Below are 13097 nucleotides of genomic sequence, written 5' to 3' on the forward strand. Positions count from 1 at the left end.
CCGCCGGTCGCGGGGGCGGAGCCATCCCCAGCCCCGACGAGCCCCGCGACTGCCGGTCGCGGCGCTCGTCGTACCCGCTTCGGCGTTTTGCCGGACGCCCCGGCCCGACCTGCGGTCAGATGTGGTTGGTCACCGTGCGCAGGATTGACGGACGGCGGCTCCGGGCATACAGCGCGGTGATGACGAAAGGAGGACAGCATGGCTGACGTCGCGAACCACCGTACGTCCCGGACCGGGAGCGAGCCGTCCACCGCCGAACTGGTGCAGCGGGCCACCGAGCAGGTCTCCCGACTGGTCCGGGACGAGCTGGCCCTGGCCCGCGCGGAACTGACCCAGAAGGGCAAACACGCCGGGATCGGGATCGGCCTCTTCGGCGGCGGCGGGGCGCTGGCCCTGTACGGCCTCGGCGCACTGGTCACCGCCGCGATCCTGCTGCTGGCCCTGGTGCTGCCCGCGTGGGCGGCGGCGCTGATCGTGGCGGTGGTGCTCTTCCTCGTCGCCGGGGTGCTCGCCCTGGTGGGGAAGAAGCAGGTCAGCCACGCGGTCCCCCCGATGCCGGAGGCGACGGTCCGCAGCGTCCGCGCGGACGTGGACACGGTCGCCGCCGCGGTGAAGGACAGGGGACGGGCATGACCGGCACGACAGGCAGCAACGGCAACGGCACCGGCGACACCGAGGCGCTGCGCGAGGAGATCCGGCGCACCCGGGTGGAGCTGGGCGAGACCATGGAACTGCTGGCCGCCAAGGCCGACGTCAAGGCCCGGCTGAAGGACTCGGCGGAGCAGGCGAAGGAGCGGGTGCGCGAGCAGGCGGCGCTGACCGTGGCCCGGGTACGCGGCCAGGCGGCCCAGAGCGTCGACCACGCGCGGGCCCAGGCGTACGACACGTCGGTGGCGGTGCGGCGCGATCCGGTGCCGTGGGCGACGATAGCGGCAGGCGCGGTGGCCGCCGTGGTGGTGTTGTTGATCGTTCGGGGGAGGCGCAGGTGAGCAAGGGCATCGGCAGGACCGCGTACAAGCCGGTCGGGGTGGTGCTGGGACTGGCGGCGGGCGCGCTGGCCGGAATGATCTTCCGGCAGGTGTGGAAGGCGACCGCCGGGGACGGCGAGGCGCCCAACCCCACCGACGAGGACCGCCGCTGGGGCGAGATCCTCGCGGCGGCGGCGTTGCAGGGGGCGATCTTCTCGGTCGTCCGGGCGGCGGTGGACCGGGGTGGCGCGGTCGGCGTCCGGCGGCTGACCGGGCGCTGGCCCGACTGACCCGTCCCGACCGGCCGTAACCCCGGTGACCAGCCGCGACGGCTGTCCTACCGGATGGTGACGACGACCTGTGGCCCCCCGTACGCATCGACGGACGGGGGGCCTTTCGCCCGGGTCGGGACGACCCGGCCAGCGTGCGTCGGGCATCCGTCAGGTCACATGTCGGAGAATTTCGTCGATTAGGCTGTGCAAGGTTTTTGGGTACGTGGTTTGCTGATCCCCGCTGTTGCGAGACGGTGTCGGCACGGAGCGGTCTCCCGCTGTGGGGGGCCCGCCCGGGTCGTCGCCGCCCGCACACGGCCAATCGGCCGCACAGCGTGCTCGGCCGCCGGTTTTAGAAGGAGATACACATGGCGCAGGGAACCGTGAAGTGGTTCAACGCTGACAAGGGCTTCGGCTTCATCACCGTCGACGGCGGGGGTGCTGACGTGTTCGTCCACTTCTCGGCCATCCAGACCAGCGGCTACCGCACGCTGGAGGAGAACCAGCGGGTGGAGTTCGAGATCGCCCAGGGTCAGAAGGGTCCGCAGGCCGAGCAGGTCCGCCCCCTCTGAGCGAAGTCGGTCGGCGTTCGCCGGCCCGGGTGGTCCGGCCAGCCGGATCGACGAGAAGCCCCGTGTCCTTCCGGACGCGGGGCTTTCCGCATCCCCGGACGCGGGGCTTCCGCATCGGTCCCGCCCCCCGTCGGCGTGCCGGGCCACAGCCCGGCACGCCCGTCAGGGGCAGCCGCCGGCCCGCAGCTCGTCGGGCCGGTCAGGGCAGCCGGCGGGCTCGCAGGCCACGCCAGAGCAGCACCAGGCCGGCCAGCACCAGCAGCGGCCCGACGACGGCCCACAGCCGCTCGTCGCTCATCAGGCTGCCGTCGACGTAGCCGAGGCCCTGGACCGTCCAGACGGCGCCGACCACCACGGCCAGCAGGCCCAGGGTGAGCGTGAGCCATCCCCTCACCGGTCCCCCCTCCGTGGGCCGGTCGACCCGGCCCGGTCACCAGGATGCCGGCCGGACGGCACCGACGCGACGACCCGGCCGGCGTGGCTCACCACCGGTCGTGCACCCGGGGGCGGACCAGCTCGTCGTAGACCGACCGGACGGTGTCCAGCTCGGCCCCGGTGAGCGCGGGGGACCCGGCCGCGGCGGCGTTGCCCCGGGCCTGCTCCGGGTTGCGGGCGCCGGGGATGACCACGGTCACCCCGGGCTGGTCGATGACCCAGCGCAGGGCGAACTGCGCCATCGTGCGCCCGTCGCCGACCAGTGGGGCGAGCCGGCGCACCACGGTCAGGCCGAGGTCGAAGTCGACGCCGGAGAAGGTCTCGCCGACGTCGAAGCTCTCCCCGTGCCGGTTGTAGGTGCGGTGGTCGTCGGCGGCGAAGGTGGTGTGCTCGTCGTAGCGGCCGGAGAGCAGGCCGCTGGCCAGCGGCACCCGGGCGATGATCCCGACGCCGGCCGCGGCGGCGGCCGGCAGCACCTCGTCGAGGGGCTTGAGCCGGACCGCGTTCAGGATGATCTGGACGCTGGCCACCCCCGGCCGGGCGATCGCGGTGAGCGCCTGGTCGCAGGTCTCGACGCTGACGCCGTACCCGGCGATGCGCTTCTCGGCGACGAGGGTGTCGAGGCCGTCGAAGACCCGGTCGTCGGCGAAGACCTCGGTGGGCGGGCAGTGCAGCTGCACCAGGTCGAGGGTGTCCACGTCGAGGTTGGCCCGGGACCTGTCGGTCCAGGCCCGGAAGTTGTCCAGGGTGTACGCCTGCGGCGTCTGCTCGACCCGGCGGCCCATCTTGGTGGCGACGGTGAGCCCGTGCCCGGGGTTGTCCCGCAGGAACCGCCCGATCAGCTGTTCGCTGCGGCCGTCGCCGTAGACGTCGGCGGTGTCGAGGAAGGTGACGCCGGACTCCACGGCGGCGGCGAGGACGGCCAGGGCGTCGCTCTCGCTGACCTGTCCCCAGTCCGCGCCGAGCTGCCAGGCACCGAGGCCGACCACACCCACCTGCCGGCCGAGCCGGTCGAAGCTGCGCTGTTCCATGCCGTCGAGCCTAGTGACCTGCTTGCCGGGGCGCAGCGCCGGCCGTACCTTGTAACAAAACGTACGTACGGTTTGGGGGTTGGTCATGTGGGATCCGGGCACGTACCTGCGCTACGACGACGAGCGGTCCCGCCCGTTCCACGACCTGCTGGCCCGGGTCGACGCCGACCGGCCACGCGCGGTGGTCGACCTCGGTTGCGGTCCGGGCACCCTCACCGCGACCCTCGCCCGACGCTGGCCGGACGCCCGGATCAGCGGCCTGGACTCCTCCCCGGAGATGATCGGGCGGGCCCGGACACTCGACACCACCGTCGACTTCACCGTCGGCGACGTCACCGACTGGCGGCCCACCCCCGACGTGGACGTGCTGGTCGCCAATGCCGTGCTGCAGTGGGTGCCCGACCACCCGGCCCTGCTGCGCCGCTGGGCGCACGCGCTGCCGCCCGGCGGCTGGCTGGCGTTCCAGGTGCCCGGCAACTTCACCGGCCCCTCGCACCGGGCGCTCCGGGAGGTCGCCGAAGACCCCCGCTGGGCGGCCACCGTCCGGCCGCTGCTACGCGAGGACCCCGTCGACGACCCGGTCGGGTACGCCACCGCGCTGACCGCCGCCGGCTGCGCGGTCGACGCCTGGGAGACCACCTACCTGCACCGGCTGCCCGCCCTCGCCGACGCCGAACACCCCGTGCTGACCTGGTTGGACGGCACCGCCCTGCGCCCCGTGCGGGCCGTGCTGGACGACACCGCCCTCGCCGGTTTCCGCGCCGCGCTGGAGAACCTGTTGGCCCGCGCGTACCCGGTACGGCAGGGTCAGGTGTACTTCCCGTTCCGTCGGATCTTCGTGGTCGCCCGTACGGGTGCCCGGCACAAGGAGCCGCAGTGACCGACCTGTCCGCCTTCATCGCCGAACTGCCCAAAGTGGAGCTGCACGTACACCACGTGGGCTCCGCGTCCCCCCGGATCGTCGCCGAACTGGCCGCCCGGCACGAGGGACGCAGTCCCGTACCGGCGGACCCGGACGCCCTCGCCGACTACTTCGCGTTCCGCGACTTCGCCCACTTCATCGAGATCTACCTCAGCGTCGTCGACCTGATCCGCGACCCCGACGACGTCTGGCTGCTCACCCACGAGGTGGCCCGGGAACTGGCCCGCCAGCAGGTCCGCTACGCCGAGCTGACCGTCACCCCCTACTCGCACGTGCGCCGGGGCATCCCCGCACCGGCGTTCTGCGAGGCCATCGAGGACGCCCGCCGCCGTGCCGAGGCCGACTTCGGCATCGCGCTGCGCTGGTGCTTCGACATCCCCGGCGAGGCCGGCCTGCCGGCGGCCGAGGAGACCCTGCGGATCAGCCTCGACGAGCGCCCCGACGGGCTGGTCGCCTTCGGCCTCGGCGGCCCCGAGGTCGGGGTGCCCCGGCCGCAGTTCAAGCCGTACTTCGACCAGGCGCGGGCGGCCGGGCTGCGGTCCGTGCCGCACGCCGGGGAGACCACCGGCCCGCAGACCGTCTGGGACGCCCTGCGCGAGCTGGGCGCCGAGCGGATCGGCCACGGCATCTCCGCCGCCCAGGACCCGGAGCTGTTGGCGTACCTGGCCGAGCGGCGCATCCCGCTTGAGGTCTGCCCGACGTCCAACGTACGGACCCGGGCCGTCGCCCGGATCGAGGAGCACCCGCTGCGGCGACTCGTCGACGCGGGGGTGCGGGTCACCATCAACTCCGACGACCCGCCGATGTTCGGCACCACCCTCAACGACGAGTACGCCGTCGCCGCCCGGCTGCTCGACGCCGGCCCCGACGGGCTCGCCGCACTGGCCAGGGAGGCGGTGTCCGCGTCGTTCCTCGACCCGGCCGGACAGGCCCGGATCATCGCCGAGATCGACGCCTTCGTGGCGACCCGCTGAACCGTCACGGGTGACCGGGAAGAGTGGTGTACACGCGGCGGGAGCTGGTGTGGGGGACCGTGCCCCCGCCGCGCGTACCGATCCACCGGCCGGTGGGTGTCAGGGGCGACAGGCCGGTGGAACCGATGGGTTCGGCCCCGATCCTGTCAGCCCGCCGGCCCCGCGTCGCCGTCGTTAATCCGGATCTAAGGAAACCTTGCGCCACAGCACAGTCAGCGCCGCCCGCTCAGCCGTCGGTGGGCCGCCGCCGGGGCCAGCGGCGGCCCCCGCCCTTCTGCTCCCGGGCCTCCCGCGCCATCCGGCCCACCAACCCGAACCGGTTGACCTGCCGGGGCGTCGCCTGCGGATCGGCCAGCAGCATCACCACGCTCGCCCCGCCCAGGCGGGCCCGGTCGAGGCTGACCGAGCCGTTGGCCTGCAACGCCACCCGCCGCGCGATGTCCAGCCCCAACCCGGTCGAGCCCTGGTCACTGGCCCCGCGCCGCAACGCCCGGTCCGGGTTCGCGATGCCCGGCCCGGCGTCGTCGATCCGGATCGCCACGTACCCGTCCCGGCGGGAGACGGCCACCTCGAACGCGGTGCCCTGCGGGGTGTAACGGAAGACGTTGCCGATCACCGCGTCCAGGGCGGCGGCCAGCTCGGCCCGGGGCACCGGCACCGGAATGCGGAACTGGGCGCCGCTGACCCGGTGCGGGCGGTTCTGGTCGCCGGCCAGCGCCGCCCAGAACACCATCCGGTCCCGGACCACCTCGCTGACGTCGCACTCGGCCGGCCCGGCCTCGTGCGCCACCGCCTTGCGGGTCGTCTTGATCAGCACGTCGATCTCGCCCTCCAGGGTGACGATCGCCTGCCGGATGCGCCTGATCGTCCGCCGCCGGTCCAGCTCCGCCGCGCTGAACGAGCCGACGCTGGTGTCGTCGGAGTCCAGCCCCTCGGCGTCGAGCCGCAGCACCGTCAGCGGGGTACGCAACCGGTGCGACAGGTCCGCCACCAGCTCCCGTTCGTCGGTACGGGCGGCGACCAACCGGTCGGCCATCCGGTTGAACGCGTAGCCCGCCTCGGCCAGCTCGCGCGGGCCGCTCGGCTCGACCCGTACCCCCAGGTCACCGTCGCCCACGGCGAGCGCGGCGCGGACCAGGGCCCGGGTGGAGTCGACCGCCCGCCCGGCGACCCGGTCCACCACGATCACCGCCGCGCCGACCAACGCCACGGCCACCCCGGTGAGCAGCAACCAGGTGCCGCCCGCCCCCTCGTCGAGGACGGCGTCGGGCACGAAGACCTCGACCACGGCGACCCGGCCGTCGAGCACCACCGGGTCGAGCCGGATCAACCCGCCGTCGACGTCGACCACCCGGGACTGCTCCCCGGCCCGCGCCCGCTCCAGGTCGTCGGCCGACGCCCGGCCGGCCGGCTGCTTCCCGGCCAGGCCGTGCACCACCGGACGGGTCGCCGGGTCGTCCCCGGTCGCCTCGACCGCGCGGCGGACCGCCGCCGGCTCGGCGCTGACGGCGAGCGCGCCGGTGACCAGTGCCCCGCGTCGCGCCGCGTCGGCGAGCGCCTCCTCGCGCACCTCCTCCCGCAGGGTCAACCCGAGCGGGACGAGGAACGCCGACGCGACCAGCGTGCACATGCCGGCCGTCAACGCGGCCAGCGCCGGCCTCAGTCGGGGGCCACCAGCCGGAACCCCACCCCCCGCACGGTGCGCAGGTAGCGCGGCTTCGCCGCGGACTCGCCCATCTTTCGGCGCAGCCAGTACAGGTGCACGTCGATGGTCTGGTCCTCGCCGACCGACGGTTGGCGCCATACCTCCTCCAAGAGTTCCCGCCGGGACACCACCCGGCCGGGCCGCGCCGCCAGATACGCCAACAGGTCGAATTCCTTACGGGTGAGCGCCAGCGGCTCCCCGTCGAGCACCGCGCTGCGCTCACCCACGTCCACCCGCAGCCCACCGACGGAGTGCACGGCCGGCGCGACGGTACGGCTGGCCCGGCCGACCCGGCGCAGCACGGTGGTGATCCGGGCGTCCAGGTGGGCGCCGGTGAACGGTTTGACCATGTAGTCGTCCGCGCCGGCCCGCAGCAGGCGGACCACCGACTGCTCGTCGTCGCGGGCGGTGGCGATGATGATCGGCACGTCGGTGATGCCGCGCAGCATCCGCAGCGCGTCCGAGCCGTCGAGGTCGGGCAGGCCCAGGTCGAGCACGACCAGATCGGGGGTTTCGGCGGCGACCCGACGCAGCGCGTCCAGCGCCGTGCCGACCGCGTGCACCGCGTGCCCCCGTTCACTGAGCGACCGCAGCATCGCGCCACGGACGACGTGGTCGTCTTCGACCAGGAGCACGGTGGCCACGTCAGCACCGTACTGCCCGTGGCAAGTCGGGCGCGTTGCGGCGGATCCGCGAACCGGGCAAAATGGTACGACGATGCCGTTCACCCTGTTTCCCGACGCCCGGCTGGCGTTGGCCCGGGACAGCCTCGCCGGGCTGTCCGTCGGCGACGCCCTCGGTTCGCAGTTCTTCGTACCGGGCCGGCGACCCGACGACCTCGCGGCCGGCCGGCTGCCCCCGCCGCCCTGGCAGTGGACCGACGACACCGAGATGGCCTGCTCGGTGCTCGCCGAACTCGCCATCCACGGCGACGTCGACGCCGACCGGCTGGCGCTGGCCTTCGCCACCCGGGCCGAGCCCTACCGGGGCTACGGGCCGGGCGCGGTGAGCATCCTGCGGCTGATCCGCACCGGCACCCCGTGGCCGGTGGCCGCCGCGTCGGCCTTCGACGGCCAGGGCTCCTGCGGCAACGGCGCGGCGATGCGGGTCGCCCCGCTCGGCGCCTGGTACGCCGACTCGACCACCCGCGCGGCGTCCCGCGCCCGGGTCAGCGCCGAGGTCACCCACGCCCACCCGGAGGGGATCGCCGGCGCGGTCGCGGTGGCCGTCGCCGCCTCGCTCGCCGCCCGGGCCCGGCTGGACGGGGAACCCCGCCCCGACGTGGCCCGGCTGCTCACCACCGTCGCCGGGTCGATCGACCCGGCCAGCGCCGTGCACCGGGGGGTACGCCGGGCGATCGGCCTGCTCGGTCGCGACCTCGACGAGGCCGTCGCGGCGCTGGGCAACGGCGCCCGGGTGACCGCCCAGGACACGGTCGCGTTCACCCTCTGGGTGGTCGCCACCCACCTGGCCGACTACCCGGCCGCCATCCGCGCCTGCGTCGAGGCGGGCGGGGACGTCGACACCACCGCCGCGATCGTCGGCGGGATCATCGGCGGCCACACCGGGGTCGGCACGCCCGGCGGGGTGCCCGCCGACTGGGTGGCCGCCCGGGAGCCGCTGCCGGACTGGCTGGACTGACCGGTGCGTTCAGCGCGCCGACACCCGCCCGGCGTCGGCGTGGTCGCCCGGGGCGTGCCCGTCGAGCCGCCAGCCCCGCTCGCCGGGGGCGGAGCCGGCCTCCGCCGTCGGGTCGTCGTCCCCCGGGTCGTCGGCGGCGGCCCGACGGCGCGACCGGCTCGCCACCCAGCCGATCGCCGCACCGCCGCCCAACCCGACCAGCAGGCCACCGCCGAGCAGCAGGTCCGCACTGGGGCCGCCCTCGTCGTCGGCCGGTGCGGCGTCGTCGGCCGGGGCAGCCTGGGCGTCCGTCCCGTCGGCCGCGCCACCGTGGTGCCCGGTCGCCGCGCCGGGAGCGGGCGGCACCAGCGCCAGCGTCGGGGCGGGATGCCCGCCGCCGGCCGGGTCGGCCCAACGCACCACCGTCCCGTCGGAGTAGGTCTGCACCACCTCGAAGGTCATCCGGTCGGTCTGCGGCAGCGGCCCCATGGCCACCGAGAGCCGGGCCGGACCCGCCACCGCCGGCCCGGCACCCCGGGTCCAGACCACCGCCGAGGTCACCGTGCTCACCGACGGGGCGTGGATGCCGGCCACCGGCGCTTCCAGTTCGCGGGAGGTGATCAGGGGCGCCCAGCCGTCCACCGACAGCGGATACACCTCACCGATCGGGGCGTCCTGCGGCATCCTGAACTCGATCTTCTCGGTGCGCGCGCCGGGCCGCTGCTCGGGCACCACGAACGTCAGTTCCACCGCGTCGCCCTGTACCGCCTGGCTCGGGCTGGCCGACAGCCCGTCCGCCAGCGCCGCGCCCGGGGCGCCGAACACCCCGGCCGCCACCGCCGCCAGCACCAGCACGCCCCGACGCCGCCGGACGTCACCTCGGGTCGTCGTCATCTTCCGCCCCCATCCGTCTCGCCGTGGCCGACACCGGCTCCGGCCACACCTGGTAGTTCGGACGGCGGGCCGAAAAGGTTCAACGCCGGTGCGGGTCGACGCCGCCACCGGGCTTCCTTTCCCGGCGACCGGGGGCGACGGCGGGACCGATAGCATCGAAGCAGCCGGCGCGTCCGGCCCATCCGTGCCGCCTGCCGTTGAGGAGTTCACCGTGTCCGCACCCCGTACCCCCGTCGTGGCCGACCCCGTCGTCGTGGCCGCCGGGACGACGGCGGCCGACGCGGTGGCCGCGGCCGGGCTGCCCGCCGCCGGCCCGAAGGCGGTCGTGGTGGTCCGCGACCCGCAGGGCCAGCTCCGCGACCTGGACTGGGCCCCCGCCGAGGACACCACCGTCGAACCGGTCAGCCTCGACTCGCCGGACGGGCTCAACGTGCTGCGGCACTCCACCGCGCACGTGCTCGCGCAGGCCGTGCAGGACGTCTTCCCCGAGGCCAAGCTGGGCATCGGCCCGCCGATCGAGAACGGCTTCTACTACGACTTCGCCGTCGACAAGCCGTTCCAGCCCGACGACCTGGCCAAGCTGGAAAAGCGGATGCAGGAGATCGTCAAGTCCGGCCAGCGGTTCCGCCGCCGCCGCTTCGGCAGCCTGGACGAGGCGCGGGCCGAGCTGGCCGCCGAGCCGTTCAAGCTCGAACTGATCGAGGTCAAGGGCGAGGGGCTGGACACCAGCGAGGTGATGGAGGTGGGCGGCGGCGAGTTGACCATCTACGACAACCTCGCCGCCGGCGAGGACAAGGTCTGCTGGTCGGACCTGTGCCGGGGCCCGCACCTGCCGAACACCCGGCTGATCGGCGCGTTCAAGCTGATGCGCTCGGCCGCCGCGTACTGGCGGGGGTCGGAGAAGAACCCGCAGCTCCAGCGGGTGTACGGCACCGCCTGGCCGACCCGCGACGAGCTGAAGGCGTACCTGAAGCTGCTGGAGGAGGCCGCCCGGCGCGACCACCGCAAGCTGGGGGTGGACCTCGACCTGTTCAGCTTCCCCGACGAGCTGGGCTCCGGCCTGGCGGTCTTCCACCCCAAGGGCGGCATCATCCGCCGGGAGATGGAGAACTACTCGCGGGTCAAGCACGAGGAGGCCGGCTACTCGTTCGTCAACACCCCGCACATCACCAAGGGCCACCTGTACGAGGTCTCCGGGCACCTCGACTGGTACGCCGACGGGATGTTCCCCCCCATGGAGGTGGAGGGGGCGAACTACTACCTCAAGCCGATGAACTGCCCGATGCACGACCTGATCTTCCGGTCCCGGGGTCGCTCCTACCGGGAGCTGCCGCTGCGGATGTTCGAGTTCGGCACGGTCTACCGCTACGAGAAGTCGGGCGTGGTGCACGGCCTGACCCGGGTCCGGGGCATGACCCAGGACGACGCGCACATCTTCTGCACCGAGGAGCAGATGGCCGGCGAGCTGAAGTCGCTGCTCGCCTTCGTCCTGGAGCTGCTGCGCGACTACGGCCTGGACGACTTCTACCTCGAACTGTCCACCCGTAACCCGGACAAGTCGGTCGGCACCGACGAGAACTGGGAGCGGGCCACCGAGGCGCTGCGCTCGGCCGCCGAGGAGTCCGGCCTGCACCTGGTGCCCGACCCGGGCGGTGCGGCGTTCTACGGGCCGAAGATCTCCGTGCAGGCCAAGGACGCCATCGGCCGGACCTGGCAGATGTCCACCATCCAGGTCGACTTCAACCTGCCCGAGCGGTTCGGCCTGGAATACCAGGCGGCCGACGGCAGCCGGCAGCGGCCGGTGATGATCCACCGGGCGCTGTTCGGGTCGATCGAGCGGTTCTTCGGGGTCCTCACCGAGCACTACGCCGGGGCGTTCCCGGCCTGGCTAGCCCCGGTGCAGGTGGTCGGCATCCCGATCCGCGAGGACCACACCGAGTACCTGCACGGCTTCGTCGCGGCGCTGCGCGCCAAGGGCATCCGGGCCCAGGTCGACGCCGGTGACGACCGGATGCAGAAGAAGATCCGCACCGCCCAGCAGCAGAAGATCCCGTTCATGGTGATCGCCGGGGACGACGACGTGGCCGCCGGCACCGTCTCGTTCCGCTACCGCGACGGTTCCCAGCGCAACGGGGTGCCGGTCGCCGAGGCGGTCGACCACGTGCTCGACGTGGTCTCCTCGCGGGCCAACGCGGGGCCGTCCGCCGCCGGCTGACCCGGCCCCACCCACCCGCCACCGGCCCCCGTACCGACGGGCCGGTGGCGGTCGTGGTGGGAGATCGTAGGATCGGCGGTGTGACTGGGGCGGAGCGGCACCTCGACGGCGACACGGACCACGGCCCGGCGGACGACGGCCTGGCCGACGGGCTCGACCGGCTCTGGACCCCGCACCGGATGACCTACATCTCGGGGGAGGACCGCCCCGAGGGGGGCTACGAGAAGCCCGCCGGCTGCCCGTTCTGCCTGGCCCCCGGCCTGCCGCCGGAGCGGAGCCTGGTGGTGGCCCGGGGCACGCACGTCTTCGCGGTGCTCAACCTCTACCCGTACAACCCGGGGCACCTGCTGGTCTGCCCCTACCGGCACGTGGCCGACTACACCGAACTCGACCAGGCCGAGACGGTGGAGCTGGCGGCGTTCACCCAGACCGCGATGCGGGTGGTCCGGCAGGTCAGCAGCGCGCACGGGTTCAACCTGGGGATGAACCAGGGCGGGGTGGCCGGCGCCGGCATCGCCGCCCACCTGCACCAGCACGTGGTGCCCCGGTGGGGTGGGGACATCAACTTCATGCCGGTGATCGGCCGGACGAAGGTGCTGCCGCAACTGCTCTCCGACACCCGCGAGCTGCTCGCCCGCGCCTGGCCGTCCTGACCGGCGGCCGGGACGCGCATCCGCCACGGCACGGTCGGGCGCGGGCCGGTCGACCGGGCCGCGTGACGGGTGCGGCGGCCGGTGTGCCGACTCCTAGGATGTGATCATGGCCTTGCTGCACCAGGCGGAGATCCGCCCCACGAAGCTCGAACTCCTGGCCGACTGGCTGCCGGGCCGACGGTGGTATTCGGGGCCGGCCGCCGGCGAGCCGGTCCGGGTGGCCGCCTACCGGTTCGACGACCCCGCCGGTGCCGTCGGCATCGAGACGATCCTGGTACGGGTCGACGCCGGCCCGGTCCACGAGGTCCCGCTGACCTACCGGGACGCGCCGCTGGCCGACGCCGACGAGTGGCTGGTCGGCACCACCCACCACTCGGTGCTCGGCCCCCGCTGGGTCTACGACGGGTGCGGCGACCCGGTCTACGCCGCTGCCCTGGCCGCCGCGATCCTCACCGGAACCGGTCAGGCGCAGGAGTACTTCGAGATCGACGGGGTGCGGGAGATCCGCGAGCCGTCCATGACGGTGGCCACCACCGGCAGCGTGGGAACCCCGGTCGTCGGCGCGGTACGCCAGGTGGTCGACGGCGACCCGACCCGGATCGGCACCGACACCGTCGACCTGCTCGTCGCGCGCCGACTGCCCGGTGACGGACCGGTCGGTGGACTGCCCGACGGCGGGCCGGCAGCCGCCACCCTGACCGGCCGCTGGCCGGGGCAGTCGACCCTGGTGCCGCTGGCATGCGTCAGGCCCCGCTGACCGCCCCGCGGAGTCCCGACACCACGGGTGGGCCGGGCGGGTCGCCGTCGCCCGGAGTCCGCGCCCGGGGGTGTCGCTT

The 13097-nt window shown here is 74.0% G+C and carries 15 protein-coding genes; 10 read left to right on the plus strand and 5 right to left on the minus strand.

Annotated features, from left to right (window positions below; genetic code table 11):
* The first annotated feature begins 198 nt into the window (after window positions 1-198).
* The 4 genes from ACN268_RS32155 to ACN268_RS32170 all read left to right on the plus strand — a co-directional run bounded on the left by ACN268_RS32155 (window position 199) and on the right by ACN268_RS32170 (window position 1812).
* Window positions 199-633, plus strand: a complete 435-nt coding sequence (locus tag ACN268_RS32155) for a phage holin family protein (protein WP_204927659.1) — start codon at window positions 199-201, stop codon at window positions 631-633.
* Window positions 630-989, plus strand: coding sequence for a DUF3618 domain-containing protein (locus ACN268_RS32160; RefSeq protein WP_377687554.1), 360 nt, complete (start codon window positions 630-632; stop codon window positions 987-989). Before ACN268_RS32155 ends, ACN268_RS32160 begins: the two co-directional genes overlap by 4 nt.
* Entirely contained in the window at window positions 986-1258 is a 273-nt protein-coding gene (locus ACN268_RS32165) for a DUF4235 domain-containing protein (protein WP_204961321.1), read from the plus strand. Before ACN268_RS32160 ends, ACN268_RS32165 begins: the two co-directional genes overlap by 4 nt.
* Before the next feature lie 350 nt (window positions 1259-1608).
* Complete coding sequence (locus tag ACN268_RS32170; RefSeq protein WP_011905669.1) at window positions 1609-1812, plus strand: cold-shock protein; 204 nt, start codon at window positions 1609-1611, stop codon at window positions 1810-1812.
* A gap of 199 nt (window positions 1813-2011) precedes the next feature.
* On the opposite strand, the gene ACN268_RS32175 is transcribed toward ACN268_RS32170, so the two are convergent.
* A complete protein-coding gene (locus ACN268_RS32175; RefSeq protein WP_204927656.1) occupies window positions 2012-2206 on the minus strand; it encodes a hypothetical protein in 195 nt (64 codons plus the stop codon).
* An 88-nt stretch (window positions 2207-2294) separates the two neighbouring features.
* Window positions 2295-3278 carry an aldo/keto reductase gene (locus tag ACN268_RS32180; protein WP_204927726.1) on the minus strand — a complete coding sequence of 328 codons (984 nt, stop codon included), beginning with the start codon at window positions 3276-3278 and terminating at the stop codon, window positions 2295-2297.
* Between the two features lie 85 nt (window positions 3279-3363).
* Between ACN268_RS32180 and ACN268_RS32185 the strand changes: the two genes are divergently transcribed.
* Entirely contained in the window at window positions 3364-4158 is a 795-nt protein-coding gene (locus tag ACN268_RS32185; protein WP_421487058.1) for a trans-aconitate 2-methyltransferase, read from the plus strand.
* Window positions 4155-5174 (plus strand): adenosine deaminase, encoded by a 1020-nt coding sequence (locus tag ACN268_RS32190; RefSeq protein ID WP_421486739.1) that lies wholly within the window; start codon window positions 4155-4157, stop codon window positions 5172-5174. The genes ACN268_RS32185 and ACN268_RS32190 overlap by 4 nt, the downstream gene beginning before the upstream one ends.
* A 226-nt stretch (window positions 5175-5400) precedes the next feature.
* On the opposite strand, the gene ACN268_RS32195 is transcribed toward ACN268_RS32190, so the two are convergent.
* Together ACN268_RS32195 and ACN268_RS32200 are read right to left on the minus strand one after the other, a co-directional pair.
* On the minus strand, window positions 5401-6804 hold the full coding sequence (locus ACN268_RS32195; protein ID WP_421486740.1) for a HAMP domain-containing sensor histidine kinase: 1404 nt from the start codon (window positions 6802-6804) through the stop codon (window positions 5401-5403).
* 29 nt (window positions 6805-6833) lie between these two features.
* A complete protein-coding gene (locus tag ACN268_RS32200) occupies window positions 6834-7523 on the minus strand; it encodes a response regulator transcription factor (protein WP_204927653.1) in 690 nt (229 codons plus the stop codon).
* Window positions 7524-7596: 73 nt separating this feature from the next.
* On the opposite strand from ACN268_RS32200, the gene ACN268_RS32205 reads away from it, so the two are divergent.
* Window positions 7597-8520 carry an ADP-ribosylglycohydrolase family protein gene (locus tag ACN268_RS32205; RefSeq protein ID WP_421486741.1) on the plus strand — a complete coding sequence of 308 codons (924 nt, stop codon included), beginning with the start codon at window positions 7597-7599 and terminating at the stop codon, window positions 8518-8520.
* Between the two features lie 9 nt (window positions 8521-8529).
* Here ACN268_RS32205 and ACN268_RS32210 read toward each other — a convergent pair whose 3' ends face one another.
* Complete coding sequence (locus ACN268_RS32210; protein ID WP_421486742.1) at window positions 8530-9393, minus strand: DUF1775 domain-containing protein; 864 nt, start codon at window positions 9391-9393, stop codon at window positions 8530-8532.
* 211 nt (window positions 9394-9604) lie between these two features.
* Here ACN268_RS32210 and thrS point away from each other — a divergent pair, with 211 nt between their 5' ends.
* The 3 genes from thrS (at window position 9605) to ACN268_RS32225 (ending at window position 13018) form a co-directional block, all read left to right on the plus strand.
* A complete protein-coding gene (gene thrS, locus ACN268_RS32215) occupies window positions 9605-11608 on the plus strand; it encodes a threonine--tRNA ligase (RefSeq protein ID WP_421486743.1) in 2004 nt (667 codons plus the stop codon).
* An 80-nt stretch (window positions 11609-11688) separates the two neighbouring features.
* Entirely contained in the window at window positions 11689-12261 is a 573-nt protein-coding gene (locus ACN268_RS32220) for an HIT family protein (protein WP_421486744.1), read from the plus strand.
* 106 nt (window positions 12262-12367) lie between these two features.
* Complete coding sequence (locus tag ACN268_RS32225) at window positions 12368-13018, plus strand: CG0192-related protein (RefSeq protein ID WP_421486745.1); 651 nt, start codon at window positions 12368-12370, stop codon at window positions 13016-13018.
* The last annotated feature ends 79 nt before the right edge of the window (window positions 13019-13097 follow it).

The sequence above is a fragment of the Micromonospora sp. WMMD735 genome (assembly GCF_049178995.1).
Taxonomy (GTDB): Bacteria; Actinomycetota; Actinomycetes; order Mycobacteriales; family Micromonosporaceae; genus Micromonospora; species Micromonospora wenchangensis.

Excerpts from the sequence above, each read along its gene's own strand:
- ACN268_RS32155 (WP_204927659.1), top strand. The coding sequence starts at position 199 with ATGGCTGACGTCGCGAACCACCGTACGTCCCGGACCGGGAGCGAGCCG.
- ACN268_RS32160 (WP_377687554.1), top strand. The coding sequence starts at position 630 with ATGACCGGCACGACAGGCAGCAACGGCAACGGCACCGGCGACACCGAG.
- ACN268_RS32170 (WP_011905669.1), top strand. The coding sequence starts at position 1,609 with ATGGCGCAGGGAACCGTGAAGTGGTTCAACGCTGACAAGGGCTTCGGC.
- ACN268_RS32180 (WP_204927726.1), bottom strand. The coding sequence starts at position 3,278 with ATGGAACAGCGCAGCTTCGACCGGCTCGGCCGGCAGGTGGGTGTGGTC.
- ACN268_RS32185 (WP_421487058.1), top strand. The coding sequence starts at position 3,364 with ATGTGGGATCCGGGCACGTACCTGCGCTACGACGACGAGCGGTCCCGC.
- ACN268_RS32195 (WP_421486740.1), bottom strand. The coding sequence starts at position 6,804 with ATGTGCACGCTGGTCGCGTCGGCGTTCCTCGTCCCGCTCGGGTTGACC.
- ACN268_RS32205 (WP_421486741.1), top strand. The coding sequence starts at position 7,597 with ATGCCGTTCACCCTGTTTCCCGACGCCCGGCTGGCGTTGGCCCGGGAC.
- ACN268_RS32210 (WP_421486742.1), bottom strand. The coding sequence starts at position 9,393 with ATGACGACGACCCGAGGTGACGTCCGGCGGCGTCGGGGCGTGCTGGTG.
- ACN268_RS32225 (WP_421486745.1), top strand. The coding sequence starts at position 12,368 with ATGGCCTTGCTGCACCAGGCGGAGATCCGCCCCACGAAGCTCGAACTC.